Source organism: Lentzea sp. DG1S-22 (assembly GCF_036321065.1).
GTDB lineage: Bacteria > Actinomycetota > Actinomycetes > Mycobacteriales > Pseudonocardiaceae > Lentzea > Lentzea jiangxiensis.
The window spans coordinates 5,036,434-5,054,727 of the sequence record NZ_CP143276.1 but is presented as its reverse complement, the minus strand read 5'-3'; the positions used below and the strand labels follow the sequence as shown (position 1 = coordinate 5,054,727).

16 protein-coding genes are annotated in these 18,294 nt (G+C 72.9%); 8 read left to right on the top strand and 8 right to left on the bottom strand.

Features of this window, described 5'->3' with window-relative positions:
- The first annotated feature begins 6 nt into the window (after positions 1-6).
- Genes V1227_RS23235 through nudC form a run of 3 tightly spaced genes read left to right on the top strand, consistent with a single transcriptional unit; the run spans position 7 to position 3,661 of the window.
- Complete coding sequence (locus tag V1227_RS23235; RefSeq protein ID WP_329787663.1) at positions 7-1,290, top strand: M16 family metallopeptidase; 1,284 nt, start codon at positions 7-9, stop codon at positions 1,288-1,290.
- Positions 1,287-2,708, top strand: a complete 1,422-nt coding sequence (locus V1227_RS23230) for a M16 family metallopeptidase (protein ID WP_329787662.1) — start codon at positions 1,287-1,289, stop codon at positions 2,706-2,708. The genes V1227_RS23235 and V1227_RS23230 overlap by 4 nt, the downstream gene beginning before the upstream one ends.
- Positions 2,705-3,661: an NAD(+) diphosphatase gene (gene nudC / locus V1227_RS23225; protein ID WP_329787661.1), complete on the top strand. Its 957-nt coding sequence runs from the start codon at positions 2,705-2,707 to the stop codon at positions 3,659-3,661. Before V1227_RS23230 ends, nudC begins: the two co-directional genes overlap by 4 nt.
- On the opposite strand, the gene V1227_RS23220 is transcribed toward nudC, so the two are convergent.
- From V1227_RS23220 to V1227_RS23205, 4 genes are all read right to left on the bottom strand, one after another.
- Entirely contained in the window at positions 3,650-4,669 is a 1,020-nt protein-coding gene (locus tag V1227_RS23220; RefSeq protein WP_329787660.1) for a DUF2399 domain-containing protein, read from the bottom strand. The two genes, nudC and V1227_RS23220, sit on opposite strands and share 12 nt — an antisense overlap.
- Positions 4,670-4,747: 78 nt before the next feature.
- Positions 4,748-8,800 (bottom strand): TIGR02680 family protein, encoded by a 4,053-nt coding sequence (locus V1227_RS23215; RefSeq protein ID WP_329787659.1) that lies wholly within the window; start codon positions 8,798-8,800, stop codon positions 4,748-4,750.
- Positions 8,797-9,990, bottom strand: a complete 1,194-nt coding sequence (locus V1227_RS23210) for a TIGR02678 family protein (protein WP_329787658.1) — start codon at positions 9,988-9,990, stop codon at positions 8,797-8,799. The genes V1227_RS23215 and V1227_RS23210 overlap by 4 nt, the downstream gene beginning before the upstream one ends.
- Positions 9,987-11,459 (bottom strand): DUF2397 domain-containing protein, encoded by a 1,473-nt coding sequence (locus tag V1227_RS23205; protein WP_329787657.1) that lies wholly within the window; start codon positions 11,457-11,459, stop codon positions 9,987-9,989. Before V1227_RS23205 ends, V1227_RS23210 begins: the two co-directional genes overlap by 4 nt.
- Positions 11,460-11,531: 72 nt before the next feature.
- Between V1227_RS23205 and V1227_RS23200 the strand changes: the two genes are divergently transcribed.
- On the top strand, positions 11,532-12,464 hold the full coding sequence (locus V1227_RS23200; protein WP_329787656.1) for a cobalamin biosynthesis protein: 933 nt from the start codon (positions 11,532-11,534) through the stop codon (positions 12,462-12,464).
- Here V1227_RS23200 and V1227_RS23195 read toward each other — a convergent pair.
- The 4 genes from V1227_RS23195 to V1227_RS23180 form a co-directional block, all read right to left on the bottom strand.
- Complete coding sequence (locus tag V1227_RS23195) at positions 12,372-13,733, bottom strand: SURF1 family cytochrome oxidase biogenesis protein (RefSeq protein WP_329787655.1); 1,362 nt, start codon at positions 13,731-13,733, stop codon at positions 12,372-12,374. The genes V1227_RS23200 and V1227_RS23195 overlap by 93 nt on opposite strands.
- The gene (locus V1227_RS23190; protein ID WP_329787654.1) at positions 13,734-13,991 is read right to left on the bottom strand and encodes a helix-turn-helix domain-containing protein; all 258 of its coding nucleotides are present in this window, start codon (positions 13,989-13,991) and stop codon (positions 13,734-13,736) included.
- A gap of 167 nt (positions 13,992-14,158) precedes the next feature.
- On the bottom strand, positions 14,159-14,887 hold the full coding sequence (locus V1227_RS23185) for a fructosamine kinase family protein (protein WP_329787652.1): 729 nt from the start codon (positions 14,885-14,887) through the stop codon (positions 14,159-14,161).
- Positions 14,866-15,318 (bottom strand): low molecular weight protein-tyrosine-phosphatase, encoded by a 453-nt coding sequence (locus V1227_RS23180; protein ID WP_329787651.1) that lies wholly within the window; start codon positions 15,316-15,318, stop codon positions 14,866-14,868. The genes V1227_RS23185 and V1227_RS23180 overlap by 22 nt, the downstream gene beginning before the upstream one ends.
- A 150-nt stretch (positions 15,319-15,468) precedes the next feature.
- Here V1227_RS23180 and V1227_RS23175 point away from each other — a divergent pair, with 150 nt between their 5' ends.
- From V1227_RS23175 to V1227_RS23160, 4 genes are read left to right on the top strand one after another with little or no spacing between them, the layout of a single operon-like run.
- A complete protein-coding gene (locus V1227_RS23175) occupies positions 15,469-15,675 on the top strand; it encodes a hypothetical protein (protein WP_090104856.1) in 207 nt (68 codons plus the stop codon).
- A 36-nt stretch (positions 15,676-15,711) separates the two neighbouring features.
- Positions 15,712-16,707, top strand: coding sequence for an Rv2231c family pyridoxal phosphate-dependent protein CobC (cobC, locus tag V1227_RS23170; RefSeq protein ID WP_329787650.1), 996 nt, complete (start codon positions 15,712-15,714; stop codon positions 16,705-16,707).
- Positions 16,704-17,528, top strand: a complete 825-nt coding sequence (locus V1227_RS23165; protein WP_329787649.1) for a Nif3-like dinuclear metal center hexameric protein — start codon at positions 16,704-16,706, stop codon at positions 17,526-17,528. The genes cobC and V1227_RS23165 overlap by 4 nt, the downstream gene beginning before the upstream one ends.
- Entirely contained in the window at positions 17,525-18,262 is a 738-nt protein-coding gene (locus tag V1227_RS23160) for a zinc ribbon domain-containing protein (RefSeq protein ID WP_329787648.1), read from the top strand. The genes V1227_RS23165 and V1227_RS23160 overlap by 4 nt, the downstream gene beginning before the upstream one ends.
- Positions 18,263-18,294: the final 32 nt, after the last annotated feature.

Genomic DNA, 18,294 nt, shown 5'->3' with positions numbered 1-18,294 from the left:
TGCCGCATGGCCTCACCCGAACTGCACAGGTTCACGTTGCCCAACGGCCTGCGGGTGGTGCTCGCCCCCGACGCCGGCGCACCGGTCGTCGGCGTCAGCGTGCACTACGACGTCGGCTTCCGTTCCGAGCCGGAGGGGCGCACCGGGTTCGCGCACCTCTTCGAGCACCTCATGTTCCAGGGCAGCGAGAGCCTGGAGAAGCTGGCCCACTTCCGGCACGTGCAGTCGTCGGGCGGCACGTTCAACGGGTCCACGCACCCGGACTACACCGACTACTACCAGGTGCTGCCGAGCGCGGCCCTGGAGCGGGCGCTGTTCCTCGAGGCGGACCGCATGCGGGCGCCGAAGCTCACCGAGGAGAACCTCCGCAACCAGATCGACGTGGTGAAGGAGGAGATCCGGCTCAACGTGCTGAACCGCCCGTACGGCGGGTTCCCCTGGATCCTCCTGCCGCCGGTGTTGTTCAAGACGTTCGCCAACGCGCACAACGGCTACGGCGACTTCGTCGACCTGGAGAGCGCCACGATCGACGACTGCGCGGAGTTCTTCGACACCTACTACAGCCCGGCGAACGCGGTGCTGACGGTGGCGGGCGACCTCGACGTCGAGGCCACGAAGGCGTTGGTGGAGAAGCACTTCGGCGACGTGCCCGCGCGGCCGAAGCCCGAGCGGCCCTCGTTCGCCGAGCCGGCCCCGCAGGGCGAGGTGCGCCACGAGCACGGCGACGCGCTGGCCCCGCTGCCCGCGATCGCGATCGGCTACCGCGTGCCGGACCCGACGACGGACATCGACGGCTACCTCGCGTACCTGGTGCTGGCGGGCGTGCTGACCGACGGCGACAGCTCGCGCCTGCAGCAGCGCCTCGTGCACCGCGAGGGCATCGTGATCGACCTGAACGCCGGCTGCGGCCTGTTCGGCCCGCTCGAGGCCCGCGACCCCGACACGTTCAGCATCACCGCGATCCACACGCCGGAGGTCGAGGCCTCCCAGGTCATCGCGGCCATCGACGAGGAGCTGCAGAAGCTCGCGCAGGAGCCGCCGTCGGCCGAGGAACTCGCGAAGGTCACCGCCCGCTGGGCGTCGACCATGCACAAGGAGCACGACCGGCTCACGAACCGCACCCTGGGCCTCGGCTCGGCGGAGCTGCTGTTCGGCCGCGCCGAGCTCATCTACGAACTGCCCGAGCGGATCGCCTCCGTGACCGTGGACGAGGTGTCGGCCGCGGCCAAGGCGCTGCGTCCCGACTCCCGCGCCCTTCTCTTCGTCAAGCCCACCGGAGGATCCCAGTGACCGCCTCGACTTCCTCTTCGGGGAGCAAGACCCACCGGTCCGCCGAGGAGATCGGACGCACCGGGGCGGGCCCGCGCCCGCTGCCCGAGCTGGGCAGCCAGAAGGCGGCGGCCGATCTGTCCACTGTGGACACGACGCTGCCGAACGGCCTGCGCGTGATCGCGGTCCGCCGCGCCACCGTGCCGATGGTCGAGCTGCGGCTGCGCGTCCCGTTCGCGGACCCGTCCGGCTCCAGCGCCGGGTCGCAGCACTCCGCGATCGCCGAGATCCTCGCGAACACCGTCCTGACCGGCACGCGGTCCCGGTCCCGCGTGCGGATCGACACCGAGCTGGCCCTCGTCGGCGGTGAGCTCGACGCCGTCGTCGACCCGGAGCGGCTGAGCATCACCGGCAACGCGCTGGCCACCGGCCTCGACACCGTCCTGGACGTGCTGCGCGACGTGCTGACCTCGGCGTCCTACCCGGCGGAGGAGGTGGAGCGCGAACGGGCCCGCCTCGTCGAGCGCATCGCCCTCGCCCGGTCGCAGCCGAACGTCATCGCCCGCGAGGCGCTGCAGACGCTGCTGTACGGCGACCACCCGTACGCCAAGGAGATGCCCGAGGCCGACGAGGTCGCGAACGTCAGCCGTGAGGACGTGGTGGCGCTGCACGGCAAGGCGTTGCTGCCGCGCGGTTCCGTCCTCGTGGTCGTCGGCGACGTCGAGCCGTCCGAGGCCGTGACCCGCATCGGCGAGGCGCTGGCCGCGTGGCAGGGCGACGGCGAGGCCGTCCAGCTGCCGCCGCTGCCCGCGGTGTCCGGCGGCGACGTGAAGCTCGTGCACCGCGCCGGTGCCGTGCAGTCACAGATCCGCCTCGCCGCGCAGGCGATCCCGCGCACCGACCCGCGCTACCCGGCGCTGCAGCTCGCGAACCTCGTCTACGGCGGGTTCTTCTCCTCGCGGCTCGTCGAGAACATCCGCGAGGACAAGGGCTACACCTACAGCGCCCGGTCGCACCCGGAGTTCACCGTCCACGGCGCGACGCTGCTGATCGACGCGGACACGGCGTCCGACGTGACGGCCGCGGCACTGCTCGAGACCCGCTACGAGCTCGCGCGGCTCGGTCTCGTGCCGCCGTCGCAGTCCGAAGTGGACACCGCGCGCAGCTACGCCGTCGGAACGCTGCTCACCAGCACGTCCTCGCAGTCCGGCCTGGCGTCGTTCCTCGTGAACCTCGTCGCGCTGGGCCTCGGCATCGACTGGCTCGTGGCGCACCCGCAGCGCCTCGCCGCCGTCACCGCCGAGGAGGTGGCCGCGGCCGCGCTGGAGTTCTTCGCGCCGGCGAACTTCACCGGTGTGCTCGTCGGCGACGCCGAGCAGCTCAAGCCGAAGCTCGCGGCCCTGGGCGGAGTCGACCTGGGCGAGGTCTCGTCCCGGTGAGCTTCGAACTGGCCGACCTGCCCGCGCTGTCGCGGTCCGCGGTCGACAGGTGCGAGCCGTTGCGCGGCGACGACGAGAAGCTCGCCGCGCTCTGGCCCAAGGCGCGCATGCTGGTCGTCGACACGCGCGGCCGCACCCTGGTCGCCGACCGCGGCACGCGGGTGGTCGACCGCCCGGCCGTCGAGTTCGGCGACCAGCCTCCCGTGAACGCCGTCCTGCTGGGTGAGCAGGACGGCGTGGCGTACTTCGCCGTCCTGATGCCCGCCGAGGAGGGCGAGGTGGCACCGGCCGGCCGCGCCTGGGGCTCGCCGGAACTCACGGACGAGCCGCAGTGGCTCGACCTGCGGCAGGCGGGCGCGACCCTGGACGACCTGTGGGCCGGCCTCTTCACGACCGCCGCCGCGCTGTTCCAGTGGCACCGCCTCGGCAAGTACTGCGCCAAGTGCGGCGCGCGGACCGTGCTGGAGAAGTCCGGCTGGACGTCGGTGTGCTCGGGATGCGGCCGCGAGGAGTACCCGCGCACCGACGCCGCGGTGATCTGCCTGGTCCACGACGGTGCCGACCAGGTCCTGGTGGCCCGCGGCCCGGAGTGGCCGGAGGGGCGGTTCTCCGTCCTCGCGGGCTTCGTCGAGGCGGGCGAGTCGCTGGAGGCCTGCGTGGCGCGCGAGATCGCCGAGGAGGTCGGGGTCGCCGTCCACGGCATCCGCTACCTCGGCTCGCAGCCGTGGCCGTTCCCCCGGTCGCTGATGATCGGGTTCGAGGCGGTGGCCGACCCCGCCGAGCCGTTGCGGCTCGCGGAGGGCGAGATCGCCGAGGCCAAGTGGGTCTCGCGGGCGGACGTGCGGCAGGCCATCGAGGAACCGGGCAGCGTCCCGGGCCTCGGCCTCGCCGGTGGTGCGTCGATCGCGTTCCGGATGCTGCAGAGCTGGTCTGGCGCCACGTCAGAGCAGTGACGGCAGCACGTGCTCCTCGGTGACCACCAGCCCGGTGGTGGCCATGGTCCCGGCGAGGCCGGGGTCCCAGCTCGCCTCCACCGGGCGGCTGTTCAGCGTCGGCAGCTCCACGCCGCGTGCGATCAGCGTGGCGACGGCCTCGCGGTAGTCGGCTGAGGACATCCGCCACGCCGTTCCACCGGTCCAGGCGAGGACCTCGTTCACGACCCGGATGCCGTCCGGCGTGAAGTCGTTGTGGCACAGCACGGTCTTGCCGTCCAGGTGGTGCTTCGCCTGCGGCGTCAGGCCGTGCGGGAGCACCACCAGCGGGCCGGGCAGACCGGACTCGAGCAGGCGGGGGTTGCGGACGACGGTGACCTCGTCCGCCTCGAGCGTGTCGTTCAGCGTCAGGTAGCCCTGCGAGGTCAGGACCGGGTCGCCGTAGGCGTCGCGGAGCACCCCGGCCCGCTCCCAGTCGAGCCCCGCCAGCGACAGTGCCCTGTGGACGATCCGGGCGAGCGGCCTGCCGTCGTCGAGGTCGTTGCCCGCCATCGCGAAACGCGTCGTCCACCGCCGCGGCTCCGGACGCAGCCGGGCGAGGACCGCGGCGGCCTGGTTCGCGATCATCGGCAGCGCGGGCTGTGGGATCTTGCCGTACCGGCGCACGTGCTCGATCCACTCCGCGGCCCACGGCTCGCCGAGCAGCCCGTGCTCGCGCAGGGCGAACCTCAGCACGGCATCGGCCGTCGAGGCCTCCCGGGTGGTCGACAGGCCGATCGGCTTGCCGTGCACCGACTCCAGCACCTCGGGCAACGTGCTGCCGTGGGCGCGGAGGTGTTCGTCCAGGCGTGCCAGCGAGATCTGCCGGCGTGCCGGGTGGCTGATCGGCTTGCGCAGCAGCTCACCGAGGACGGCGGCGGTCTTCGCGTCCTCGACGCGGAAGCTGAACGCCGAGCGGCCGCCACCCTCCAGCGTCTCGCGGGCGAGGCGCCAGAAGGCCTCGAGTTCGGGGCGGTCGTACTCGGTCACCACCCCAACTTAGGCCTCCCGCGGGGAGGCGGTCGACGCCGCCCGGGGATCGCGCCGCGCGACGGGCCGGGTGCCCTCCTAGGGGTCGACCCGGTCCAGGGCCGCGCCGTCCCACGTGGTCTGCGTGCACGCGACACCACGGCCGTTCTTGGGCCGCAGCACGTCGTAGATGTGCATGCGCGGGATCTTGTCGGACACGCCCCACCCGCTCGGCCAGGTGATCACCCAGTCCATGTCGAGGTCGACCAGCAGGCCCAGCATGCGCGCGATGGTCGGGTCGTCGAGGCGTTCGAAGGCCTCGTCGAGCAGCACCAGCCGCAGCGGGTCGAACTCGTCGCTCACGGCGTCGTAGAAGCTCGCGGCGGCCGCGAACAGCGTCACGTACGAGATCAGGCGGGTCTCGCCGGACGAGAGCTGCCGCAGCCGCCGTTCGCGCGGGTTGCCGTCCGGGCCCGCGTCGGCGACGGTCACGGTGAACTGGTGCCACGTGCGGTAGTCGAGGGCGCGCGACAGGATCTCGGCGTAGCCGCCGGAGTGCGCGTCGCGCTCGTTCTCGATCCGCTCGGTGAAGACGCGGCGCAGCGTGGCGTCCTGCTCGGTCGTGCGTTCGCCGAACGGCAGCCGCACGAGCGCAAGCGCTTGCCGCGTCGAGTCGTCGAGGGCGCCGGACGACTTCCACGCCAGCTTGACGTGCACGCCCTGGCTGGAGCGGGCCTGGCCGAGGACCTCGTTCATGCGCTTGGTCAGGTCCTCGGCGACGGTGATCTGGCCGCGCAGCCACTCGGCCAGGTCGCGGATCAGGTAGTCGGCGAAGATGCCCTGGTAGCGCTCGTCGAGGAATCCGCGCTGCTCCGCCAGCTTCGTCGTGACCTGGCGGGCGGCGACGGCGACGGGCTTCGCGCCCTCCTCGCCGGTCACCGTCACGGTCAGCAGGCCCGCGTGCTGCTCGGCGGCGATGTCGTGGCTTCCCGCCAGCGAGGTCTGCAACGCCTGCAGCTTCGCGATCACGGTCGCCTCGGTGCCGCCGCGGCGGTCCGGGGTCTCCGCGATCAACGCCCGCACCGACGCCTCGTCGTCGGCGCCCTCCCGGTCCGGGAACGCGGCCGCGACCAGTCCCGGCGCGCGCACGGCCGCCGTGAAGTCGGCGCTCGCCCGCCGCTTCGCCTCGGCGGCTTCGGCGACCTGCGTGGTGTTGGTCTCCAGCAACGCTTCCAGCTTCGCCGCCTGCTCGCGCGCGGTCGTGATGCTCTCGCGCACGCCCTTGAGGTCCTCGCGCATCCTCCTGCGCGACTTCTCCAGCGACGTGAGCTGCTCGCTGATCTCCCTGGCCTCACCGCCGACCGCGTCGGTCAGCTCGGCGAGGGTGCCGGCCTGGGCCGCGTGGTCGACGCAGCGGCTGTCGGCGTCGGCCTCCGCGGTCTGCCGGTCGGCGACGGCCTCGTGGTAGCGGTGCGAGGCGTCGGTGAGGTCGGAAATGGTTCCCCGGCAGCGCCTCCTCACCGCGTCGCCGAGCAGGTCGGCGGTCCGCTGGGCCTCACCCGCGGCCGCGCGGGCCTGCCGCAGCGCCTCGGTGTCCGCGGGCAGCCCGGCGTCACCGGCCTGGCGGGTCAGCTCGGACCGCGCCGCCTCCAGCCGGGAACCGGCGTCCTCCAGCGCCTCCCGCAGCTCGAACGTGCGCTGCCGCGACCGCGCGGCCGACTCCTCGGCGGCCTGGAGACGGCTGTGCTTCGCGATCAGCTCGCCGTCGCCGGGGAACGCCGCCAGGTGCGCCTCCCAGGTGGCGACGTGCTCGTGGGCGCGGGCCAGCTCGTCCTCGGCGGTGCCGAGCCGGGCACGGAGATCGGCGAGTTCCTCCTCGAGCGCGGCGATGCGCCGGTCACGGGCCGCCTGTCGCGCGCCCGCGCCGATGAACTCGGCCTCCGGCTTGGTCCAGCGGCCGGTCAGCACGCCCGAGCGCCACACGCCGTCCGTGGTGAGGCTCAACGTGTCCCGGTCGTCCAGCGACACCGCGCGCAGCAGGTCCGCGACGAACCCCTCCGGCACCGGTGAGCCCTCGACCGCGGGCACGAGCACGTCCGCGAGGGTGCGGCCGCCGACCGGTGAGCTCGCCACGGCCAGCACGTCGTTCAGCTCGGTGTCGGCCAGCGTCACCCAGGCGTCGAGCAGGCCGCTCGCCTGCAGCGCGGCCTCCAGCCCGGCGCGGTCGGCGTCGGTCAGCGACGGCGCGAAGTCGACCAGGCGGTAGAACGGCGCGCCCTGGGAGGCGTCGCGGTTCGCGGAGACGTACTGCCCCGGCACGGGCACGCGCTCGTTGCCCGAACGCAGCCCGACCAGTTCCTCGTCCAGCGCGTCCAGGCGGGCGCGCAGCTCGGCGCGTTGCTGCGTGAAGGCGTGCGCGGCGTCGCGGGCCTTCCGCACCAGCGGTCCCGCCCACTCGCGTGCGGCCGCGCCCAGCTCCTTCGCGGCGGCCGGATCGGCGGTCCCGGGCAGCCGCAGCGCCTCGGCGGGACGTTCGTCGAGCAGCGGGCCGCTCGACGCCCACACCTCGACCTGCTCCAGCCAGGCCCGCACGACCTCGGCGAGCTCCTGCGCCTCCTGGTTGCGCAGCGACGTCGACTCGGTCGCGCCGAGCTGGGCGTCGCGGGCCTTCTGCCGCAACGACTCCACCTCGCGCTGCTGCGCGTCCAGGGCCAGCGCCTGCTCGTGCAGCGCCAGGGCGAGCGCACCCCGCTGACGTGCCAGGGAGGCGATGCCGGCGGCCTGGTCGACCACCGAGTCCAGTGCGGCCAGCACGTCCTCGGTGGCGGCGGCGGGCGGCACGCGGCGTTCGATCGGCAGCGGCCCGGCCTCGGGATCCGGCTTGGCGCGCACGGAGTCCGTCGTCGTCGTGGCCTCGGCCGCCGGGACCTGCGGCACCTCCGGCGCCAGGCCGGCGTCCATGCCGGCCAGGCGCAGGTTCTCGCGCAGCGGGTCGCTCAGCGCGTCCGCGGCCTGGAGGTCCTCCGCCAGCCGCCGCAGCAGCCGCAGCACGGTGTCGACGGCCGCGTCCTCCTGGGCGCGCTGGCGGTGCGCCGTCTCGAGAGCGGCGACGGCGGAGGAACGCTTCTCCGCCACCAGGTTCTCGCGCGTCTTGAGGTCCTGCAGGTCGCGGAACGCCGGCAGCTCCTTCAGCGCCGCGATGGTCTCCTCGGCCTGCTGCTCGCCGGTCTCCATGTCGGCGAGGGCCTGCTCGGCCGCCGCGCGCTCCACCCGCGTGACGTCGAGCTCCCGCGTCAGCTTCGCCTGCTCGCGCTGGAGCTTCGCCACGGACTTCTCGGCGGCCTCCAGCCGTTCGGAGGCCGAGCGCAGACCGCCGAACGCGTAGTCCCGGTAGGTCTTGAGGAACGTGCCGAGCGCACTGTCCGCGGAGGACAGTCGCACGATGTTCTCGCGGATCGACTCCAGGTCGTCGAACGACGTCGCCAGCTGCTCGACCATCGCCTGGTCCAGCGGCGGCAGCGCGTCGGAGAGGATCTGCTCCAGCTGGCCCTCCAGCACCTTCAGGCCGACGTCCGGGTTGCGCAGCGTCCGCTGGAGGTGCAGCAGGTCGCCGTAGCGGGCCGCGGGCACGCCGTAGACCGTCTCGGCGACCTTCGCGCGGAACGCGGGCTCCTCGAACATGCAGTCGGCGCCGATGAGGTCGCGCAGCTGGGCCGGGCCGTGCGGGACGCGTTCCGGGCCCGCGAGCTGCAGCTCCGCGCCCACGCGCAGGGGCGTGACGAAGCGCCACGAGTCCGTGATCGCCTGCGAGGTCTTCGACGCCTTCACGCCCAGGCCGCACGTCAGGTACTCGTTGCCGCTGTGGTCGGCGGCCTCGCGGATCAGCTCGACCCACGCGTAGCCGATGCGGTTCGGGCCGCCGTCGTAGTCGTCCAGCATGAGGCGCCGCAGGCTGACGGTGTCGAAGCCCTTCGAGCCGAGCTGGCGCAGGTCGCCGTCGAGGCACAGCGGGAGCAGCAGCTCGAGCGTGCGGGACTTGCCGGACCCGTTGGTGCCCTGGAAGATCGCGCGGCCACCGGAGAAGTCGAACGTCTGCTCGGTGTACTGCCAGATGTTGACCACGCCGCCGCGGTGCAGCCGCCACCTGCTCATGAAACGTTCTCCTCGTCGAACAGGGACCAGCTCGGCACTTCGCGCACCACAACGGGTTCGGGTTGTTCTCGTTCCGGGTCGCCGTCGGGTGACGGCAGCCAGCGGTGCGCGGCCGCGCTGATCGACCACGCGCCCTCGTCGGTCCTCACGGCGAGCCCCATGCGGCGCAACAGCTCCGTCACCTCGGCGACCAGGCGGTCGAGGTCGTCGGTGAACTGCTTCGACCACGCGGCGGGGTAGTCCTCGACCAGACCGGCGCACACCTCGCGGATGCGGTCGGTGGTGACGACGTGCCGTGCGGGCGCGACCTCCTCCTCGCCGTCGAGGAGCTCGGGCAGCGCGAGCAGCGTGATGCGCGCGACCGTCGAGACGCCGGGGAACGACAGGTCGGTCAGGAACTCCTCCGGGTCGGCGGCCAGCACGCCCTCGACCCGGCACTCGGTGTGCAGGCCGAACGCCTGCTCCAGCAGCGCCGTCTCCTTGCGCTGGTTGCGCCGCAGCCACTCCGCCTGGTCGTCCGGCAGGTCCGCGTACAGCACCAGCGGCGTCTCGACGAGCTTGCGCCGCACCGCGTGCTCGACGCCGCGCGGACCGGGACGCGCCGCCAGTTCGACGAGGTGGGCGGGGCTGTGCGCCTCGCCGACGGGGCCCGTCACGAGCTGGCCCAGCAGGTCGGTGTCGATCGTGATCAGGGCTTCCTGCGGCAGCAGGTCCTGCGCGACCGAACCCTCGGTCTCGTGGAGCACGCCGAGGGAGACGAGGTGGCGCAGGGCCGAGGTGAGCGCACGCCGTTCGGTGACGTCGTCCGGTGCGCCGATACCTGCTTCCACCGCGGCGGAACGGATGTCGGCGACGAGCCGGGACAGCAGCGTCTGGCGGCCGGTGCCGGTCAGCACGGCGAGCGTCAGCGCCAGGTAGGCGTAGCCGCGCGGGGACATGCCGAGCACGCCGCGCGTGTCGTCCTCGCCGGGACCCGACTTGTAGAGGCGCGCGAACCGGCGTTCCACGACGAGCCGGTAGCCGAGCAGGCCCGCGAAGAGGTCCTGCAACGTCGCCCGGTGCCGGTAGACGAGGCCCAGCAGCTCGCCGTCGGGGCCGTCGGAGCGCAGCAAAGGCCTGCGCAGCAACGTTCGCGCGCACCGCACCACGTTCGCGGCGTCGATCTCGGAGAGGTTGTCCAGGTGGTTCATCGCTTCAGCGCCACCGTCGCGTCGTGCAGGGTGAGCGTCCCGGCGGCGGACCTGATCCGGGTCGTGGTGCCGTGGGCGATCTCCAGCGCGAGGCCGCGCACGGGGTCGCTGGCCGATCCGGCGTCCCGCGGGGAGTCGCGCTGGGCCATCGCGAGCGTCAGCAGCTCGCAGAACACCTCCAGCGCGCCGTGCGTGAGCGTGGTGTTCTCCAGGTCACCCGCCGCCCGGGTCAGTTCGGCGACGTGCCGGGCGCGGACCTCGTCCGCCTCGCGGGCCTCCGCGAGCAGCGACTGCTCGGTCATCGGGTCGTCGAGGATCCGGGACGGCCTGCCGCGCCCGCCGCGGTCACCCCTGCTGCGGACCGACACGGTGACGTCGCAGACCGGGCCGTCGCGCCACGGCGTGCGTTCGTTGTCGGAGTCGTGCTCCGGCGCGGGGGAGAGGTGACGCGAGCTGTAGAGCCCGAACGCGGAGGCGTAGATCTCGTGCGCCTGCTCGCGGGTGGAGTTGTCGAACCAGGCCGCGAGCTTGAGCAGTTCGGCACGCCGGCCGGGCAGCAGGCCGCCCCCGGACGTCGCGCGCTTCACGCTCGCCAGCAGGCTGCCGATCGCGCGGGCCGTCGCCTCGCGCAGCGCCGTGACCTGGCTCGGGCGGCCGGGGCGGTCGACGAACCAGTCCGTCAGCTCCTGCCAGTCCTCCGGCGTGCGGCCGCGGGCGCGTTCGACGTGGTGGCCGAGGTCGGTGCCGAGCAGCCTGAGCAGCTCCGCGCGGGCCTTCGCGAGACCGGCGAGGGCCGCGGCGATCGGCGGCGTGAACTTCAGCACGTCCTCGACGACCCGCTGGATGTACTCGACCAGCAGGTTGCGGAAGCCCGCGATCTCCTCGGGCGCCAGGTGGTTCCTCGTGACGACCTGGCCGAGGTAGGCGTAGAAGTCGCGGACGGTCGCCGCGAGCTCGGCGTGCTGCAGGAACAGCGTGGTGACGCGTTCGGCGAGCAGCTCCTTCGTCTTGTCGCCCTCGTTGAGGAGGGCGACCGACAGCGACCCGCCCAGCTCGTTGAGGCCGCGTTCGATGGCGGGCAGCAGCTCGCGGGAGACCTCGCGGGCGCCCTCCGGCACCCGCAGCAGCTCGTCGACGTCGCGCTGGACGCGGACGGCGAGCTTCGAGACCTGGTAGCGGACGCTGCCGTGCTGGAACTCGGCGATGCTGGCCGCGACGACCTCGCGCCGGCCCTGGACGAGGTTGCCCCACTCGACCAGCTGCTTGAGGCGGTTGATGACGTTCTCGATGCGCGACTCGCCCTGCTCGACGCGGCCCTCGCGCTCCTGCCCGGCCAGCGCCCCGGCGACCTCGCCCGCCGACAGGTCGGCCAGCAGCGTGGAGGTGAACAGCCGCATGATCGCCAGGTACGTGCGCTGGTGATCGCGCGCGTCCAGGTAGGCGTACAGCTTCAACCGCTTGTGCTCCACGACCGGCCACCCTAATGCGCGCGCTGTCCCGGCCCGGCGCTACCGTGCCTTCGACGAGCTGGGGAGGATGCCGTGGGCGCGGGTCGCGCGTTGGGGTTGTTGCTGGGCGTGGCCGCGGACGCGGTGTTCGGCGATCCACGCCGATTTCACCCGGTAGCGGCATTCGGTTCGACCGCGGCGGCGCTGGAGAAGCGCCTGTACGCCGACTCGCAGGCCGCCGGTGCCGTGTACTCCGCCGTTCTCGTGGGCGGCACCGTGGCCCTGGGAGTGGCCGTGGAACGCGCCGCGCGCCGCCACTGGCTGACGCAGGCCCTGGCGACCGGGGCGGCGACCTGGGTGGTGCTCGGTGGCAACTCGCTGGCCACCGAGGGCACGTCCATGGGCCGTGAGCTCGCGGGCGGCGACATCGAGGCGGCCCGCGACCGGCTGCCGAACCTGTGCGGCCGCGACGCGGCCCGGCTCGACACCACGGGCCTCGCGCGCGCGACCGTCGAGTCGGTGGCGGAGAACACCTCGGACGCCGTCGTGGCACCGCTGTTCTGGGGTGCCGTCTCCGGCGTGCCCGGGCTGCTGGGGTACCGGGCGGCCAACACGCTCGACGCGATGGTCGGCCACCGCTCGCCCCGCTACCTGCGCTTCGGCTGGGCCTCGGCGCGCCTGGACGACCTGCTGAACCTCGTGCCCTCCCGGCTGGCCGCGCTGCTCACCGTCGGCGGCGCCCCGGTCGTCGGCGGCTCGGCCTCGCAGGCGCTGGAGACTTGGCGCCGTGACGCGTCAGCGCACCCGTCGCCCAACGCGGGCCAGGTCGAGGCGGCGTTCGCCGGAGCCCTGGAGATCAGGCTCGGCGGCCGCACCGCCTACGCGCACGGCGTCGAGGAACGCCCGGTGCTCGGCCACGGCCGCAACCCGGACTCAGGGCACGTGACGCGTGCCGTGGAGCTGTCCCGCGTCGTCGGGTTCGGGGCGGGCGTCGTCAGCGCCTTCATCGCCCTCTTCCGCAAGTAGCTCGGCGATCGACTTCTTGCGCTTCTTCGCGCCGCTCTCGTGCAGCACCCCGCCCGGCTTCGCCTCGCGGATCGTGAAGTACAGCCAGCCACCGACCGCCATCACGCCGAACGCGATCCACTGCAGCGCGTAGGAGAAGAACGGCCCGGACTCGATCCGGGGCAGCGGCAGCGAGGCGATCACGCCCGGCTGGCCCTCGAGCAGCTGGAAGTAGCCGGGCTCGATGCCCTGGCCGACCGCGTCGTTGTTGATCGAGTAGATCTGCCTGCGGCCGTCCTGCTCGAAGGCGGGCTGGTCGTTCGACTCGTTGGGCCGCGCGAGCCCGACGAGCGTGACCTCGCCGGTCGGCGGTGCCGCGAAGTCCGGCGGCTTGATGCCGTTGACCGGCCGCACGTACCCGCGGTCGATCAGCACCTTGCGGCCCGTGGTGGTCTCGAACGGCGTGATGACCTCGAACGCCGCCTCGCCCTGGACCGTGCGCAGCCGCGCGAGCGCCTCGAGCTCCGGCAGGTAGCGGCCCTTGATCTCGACCTTCTGCCACTCGTCGTGCCGCCCGCCGTACGGCGCCGGGTCGCTCCCCAGCGACTTGGTGATGGCGGAGTTCTGCGCCTGACGCTCGTCGTTGCGGCCGAACTGCCACGGCGACAGGAGGTAGACGCAGGCGCCCGCGAACACCCAGACGGCCAGGGTCAGCGCCAGCCAGCCCGGCTTGAGGAGGAACTTGAACCGCACGTCTTCACGGTAGATGACTGTTCGGAGCGCCCGGAGTTCGGCCACCGACTGGACCAGGCCACAGCGTTCGAGGGAGACGAGGACGTCCTCGATCGTCCCGGGAGGGGTCCGCCACGAGTTCGCGATCTGCTGGGCGCAGCTCCACACGACCTTGGCGTCGAGCCCGATCTGGTCACAGACGAAGTCGTCCGCGTCTTTGAGGTCGATGTCCCACTGCTGAAGGGCTTCCGGTGGGAAGTCCCTGACGTTGTTCGTCACGATCACCCGGGCGCGAGCCCGGACCGCCGCCGCGAGCACGTGCCGGTCGTCCGGATCAGGCAGGTCGAGTGCCGGGACCAGCGGCTCGTACCCGGTCACGAGACAGTCCCGGACGGCGATCAGCATCAGCGAACGGGCCTGTCCCAGCTGCGCTTCGGACAGGTCCGGCCGGTTCTTCCGGATGTTGCGGAACACCTCGTCCAGGATCTGTTCAGTCCACTTCGCCTGGACGAGACCTGCTGCCGCGATCCGGATCAGCAGGTCTCGCAGAGTGCTCACTCAGGCCATGCCCATCTCTTGCGTGAGCGCTGACAACTCGTCGGCGGCCCGCCGCCGCCGCTGGTCGTCCGAGCGCATGTACTCCACCAGGGACGCAGCCTTGATGCGGCGGTGCTTGCCCACCATGCGGTACTCGATCTCGCCCGCCTTGAGCAGACCGATCAGGTACGGACGTGACACGTTCAACATGTCCGCGGCCTGTTGCGTGGTCAGTTCGGCGTCGGCGGGTACGACGGACACACCGTGGCCGGCGGCCATGTAAGCGAGGATCTGGGCGAAGAGTTCGACCTTCGACCGCGGCGCGTGGCAGGACCAGGACGTCGTCGTCCTCCTCGACCCTGACGCGGACGTCGCCCTCGTCGTCGTGATGGCTGTGCAGGTACGCCTTGACCCTGCTCACAGCGGCGTGGGCGGTGACGACGGCGTCACCGCAAGGCCGTCCGAGCCGCCGCCACGGCCTGCGCCCGGTACCCACCGCCGAACAGCACGGCGTGCACGAGCAGGGGGAACAGCTGGTGCAACGGCACCCGCTCCTCCCACCCGTCGGCCAGCGGCGCGACCTCCCGGTACGCACCGAGCACGTGGTCGAGGAACGGGCAGCCGAACAGCTGGAGCATCGCGAGGTCGCTCTCCCGGTGTCCGCCGTGCGCCGCCGGGTCGATGAGCCACACCTGCCCGTCGGCGCCCCACAGCACGTTGCCGCTCCACAGGTCGCCGTGCAGCCGTGCGGGCGGTTCCGGCGGACCGGCCAGCTCCCGGATGTTCGCGCACACCTCGCCCACGTCGATGCCCGCTTCCCGCGCGTACGGCTCGATCCGCTGTGACGCGAACCACTCCGGCCACTCCGGCGCGGGCTCGTTGACCAGGGTCGCCAGGCCGATCGTGGCCTCGCGCGGACCGCCGGGCGGTGGTGAGCCGAACGCGTCCGCGCCGGCGAGGTGCAGGGTGGCGAGGCGGCGCCCGAAGGTCACGGCCGCCTGGAGATCCGGCTCGCCGTGGGGGATCTCGTCGATCACCAGCTCGCCCCCGGACGCGCTGTGGACGAACGGGACCGGCGGGCCGCCGTCGACCCGCAGCCAGCGCAGGCCGGCCGCCTCGGCCGCGGTCGCCCGGGGTGACTGGCGCTTCGTCCTCAGAGCCGCTCGCGAACCCACGCGACCAGCCCCGGCATCGCCGCCTCGGTCATGACGAGCACCTCGTCGAAGCCGGCCTCGTCGCCGTAGTAGGGGTCCGGCACGTCCGCGCCGTCGGCGTCCGGGTCGAACGAGCGGAGCAGCCGCACGCGGTCCGGGCCGACCATCCGGCGCAGCGCCCGCGCGTGACCCGCGTCCAGCGCCACCAGCAGGTCCGCGTCGAGGTGCTCCGGCCCGACCTGCGCGGCCACGTGGTCGACGGGATACCCGTTGGCCGCCAACGCCTTCAACGTCCGCGGGTCGGCGGGGTCGCCGACGTGCCAGCCGCCGGTGCCGGCGCTCGACACCCGGACCCGGGACGACAGCCCTTCCCGCGACAGCCACTCGCGGAAGACGAGCGCCGCCATGGGGGACCGGCAGATGTTGCCGGTGCAGACGAAGGAGACGTGCATGCCGCGCAGCCTAGGCCGTTCCTCCGGTGCCGGGCGCCACGCACAAGTAGGCTCGGGAGATCACGTTGTCCGCCGGAGGCTGAGCACCGCCGCACGGTAACGCTCAACCGTTGTCGCAAGATGTACGGACAAACGACATGGAGGCCGCCCATGCAGACAGGTACCGACGTGCCCCCGCAACGGGAGATCATCGGGTGCACCGACGCCCTCGGGCGCCGTCGTGCGTTCGAGGTGTACCTCAACGAGAAGGGTCGCGTCTGCTTCCGCACCCCGCCCGGTGAGTCCGCGCAGCTCGACACGTTCCAGCTGGACGAGCTGATCAGCCACCTCACCGAGCTCCGCCGCTACATGCAGTGACGTGGCGCTCTGGGCCGGTCGCCTAGAATCCGCGCGATGACCAGCCCAGACCTGCGCCACCACGGTGACGTCGACGCCGCACCCGGCCTCGCCGACTTCGCCGTCAACGTGCGGGTGCCGCACCCGCCCGCCTGGCTGCGCGAACGGCTGGCCGCGGCGCTCGGCGAGCTCGGGCGTTACCCCTCGCACAAGGCAGAAGAGCGCGCCCGTGAGGCCGTCGCACGCCGCCACGGGCGCTCGCCTGACGAGGTCCTGCTGCTCAACGGTGCCGCCGAGGGCTTCGCGCTGCTGCCGAAGCTCGCGCCCCGCCGTGCCGCGATCGTCCACCCCGGCTTCACCGAGCCCGAGGTGGTGTTCCGCGACGCCGGGATCCCGGTCGAGCACGTGCTGCTCGACGGCGACTTCCGCCTGCGCGACGTCGTGGCGGACGCCGACCTCACCGTCATCGGCAACCCCACGAACCCGACGTCCGTGCTGCACGAGGCCGCCGCGCTCAAGGCGCTGCCCGGCCGGCTGGTCGTCGACGAGGCGTTCATGGACGCCGTTCCCGGTGAACCCGAGTCGCTCGCGCACGACCCCGACGTGCTGGTGCTGCGCAGCCTCACCAAGACCTGGGGTCTCGCCGGCCTGCGCGCCGGGTACCTCCTCGGCGACCCCGAGACCCTGCGCCGCCTGGCCCACGGCCGTCCGCACTGGCCCGTCGGCAGCCTGACGCTGGAAGCGATCACCGCGTGCTGCGAGCCCTACGCGCTCGAGGAGTCCGCGCGGTTCGCGGAGGAGGCCGAACAGCACGCCGCGTACGCCTTGGAGCAGCTCCAAGACCTGGTCGTGGTGCCGCCGAAGGCGCCTTTCCTGCTGGTCAAGGCGCCTCGGGGCGCGCGCGTGGCGTTGCGGGACAAGGGGATCGCGGTCCGCCGCTGCGACACGTTCCCCGGCCTCGACGACACGTACCTGCGCGTGGCGATCCGGCCACCGGAGGAGTTCGCGGTGTTCGTGGACGCGCTGCGGGTAGTGATGGAGGAACTGGCGTGAAGCTCGCCGACGTGATCGCGGTCCTGGAGTCCGCGTATCCGCCGAAGACCGCGGAGAAGTGGGACGCGGTGGGCCTGGTCTGCGGTGACCCGGCCGAGGACGTCACCAGGGTGCTGGTCTGCGTCGACCCCGCCTCGTCCGTTGTGGACGAGGCGGTCGAGGTCGGCGCGCAGCTCGTGGTCGCGCACCACCCGTTGCTCCTGCGGGGCGTCAACGGTGTTCCCGCCGACGACCCCAAGGGCGCGTTGGTGCACAGGTTGATCCGCAGCGGCGCCGCGCTGTACTGCGCGCACACCAACGCCGACAGCGCGCTGCCGGGTGTGTCGGACGCGCTGGCGGGGGCCATCGGCCTCACCGTCACCGGCCCGCTCGAACCGGCCGAACCCGAGGGCACCGGCCTCGGCCGCATCGGAGAGCTGCCCGAGGCCGAACCGCTGAGCGCCTTCACCCGGCGCGTGGCCGGTGCCCTGCCCGCCACCGTGCAGGGCGTGCGCGCCGCGGGCGACCCGAACAGGCTGGTCAAGCGCGTCGCCGTGTGCGGCGGAGCGGGCGACAGCTTCCTGGAGGCGGTCAAGCGAGCGGGCGTCGACGCGTACGTGACGGCCGACCTCCGGCACCACCCCGCCCTGGAGCACGTCGAGTCCGGCGGCCCCGCGCTGGTCGACGTGGCGCACTGGGCCAGTGAGTGGCCGTGGTGCGAGCAGGCGGCCGAGATCCTGCGCGCGGCCGTCGGCGGTAGGGTCGACGTACTCGTCTCCACCCGCCGGACCGACCCGTGGACCGTCGGCGCGTCGAGCACAGCAGCAGGAGGACATGCGTGAAAGCCGATCCCGCAGTGCAGCGCAGGCTGCTCGACCTGGCCCAGGTCGACGCCGAACTGGCGCGTGTGACCCACCGTCGCCGCACGCTGCCGGAGATCGCGGAGATCGCCGAGGCCGAGCAGCTCGTCCGCGCCAAGCAGGACGCACTGGTGGCCGTCGAGACGACCCTGGGCGACCTCGACCGCGACGTGAAGCGCCAGGAGACCGAGATCGACCAGGTCCGCGCCCGCGGCGAGCGCGACCGCAAGCTGATGCAGTCCGGTTCCGTCGGCGCCAAGCAGCTCACCGACCTCGAACACGAGCTCGCCACCCTCCAGCGCCGCCAGGGCATCCTCGAGGACGACCTCCTGGAGCTCATGGAACGCCGTGAGGCGGTGGAGGCCGACGTCTCCTTCGCCAGGGTGGAACTCGCCAAGGCGGGCGAGAAGCTCCAAGACGCGCAGGGCCGCCGCGACGCCGCCCTGGCCGACCTGGAGGCCACCGAGACCCGCCGCACCGCGGACCGCTCGGTGATGGCCAAGGGCTTCCCGGACGACCTGCTGAAGGCCTACGACCGCCAGCGCGAGCAGCGCGGCATCGGCGCGGCCCTCATCCAGTCCCGCCGCTGCGGCGCGTGCCGCATCGAGCTGGACCGCAGCGCCGTCTCGAAGGTCAAGGAGGCGGCGGCCGACGAGGTCGTGCGCTGCGAGGAGTGCGGAGCGATCCTGGTCCGCACCTCGGAGTCGGGCCTGTAGAGCCGGGCTTCGCGCGAAGGGCAGCCCAGCCG

Excerpts from the sequence above, each read along its gene's own strand:
- V1227_RS23210 (WP_329787658.1), bottom strand. The coding sequence starts at position 9,990 with ATGAACCACCTGGACAACCTCTCCGAGATCGACGCCGCGAACGTGGTG.
- cobC (WP_329787650.1), top strand. The coding sequence starts at position 15,712 with ATGACCAGCCCAGACCTGCGCCACCACGGTGACGTCGACGCCGCACCC.
- V1227_RS23235 (WP_329787663.1), top strand. The coding sequence starts at position 7 with ATGGCCTCACCCGAACTGCACAGGTTCACGTTGCCCAACGGCCTGCGG.
- V1227_RS23215 (WP_329787659.1), bottom strand. The coding sequence starts at position 8,800 with ATGAGCAGGTGGCGGCTGCACCGCGGCGGCGTGGTCAACATCTGGCAG.
- V1227_RS23180 (WP_329787651.1), bottom strand. The coding sequence starts at position 15,318 with ATGCACGTCTCCTTCGTCTGCACCGGCAACATCTGCCGGTCCCCCATG.
- V1227_RS23175 (WP_090104856.1), top strand. The coding sequence starts at position 15,469 with ATGCAGACAGGTACCGACGTGCCCCCGCAACGGGAGATCATCGGGTGC.
- V1227_RS23190 (WP_329787654.1), bottom strand. The coding sequence starts at position 13,991 with ATGGCCGCCGGCCACGGTGTGTCCGTCGTACCCGCCGACGCCGAACTG.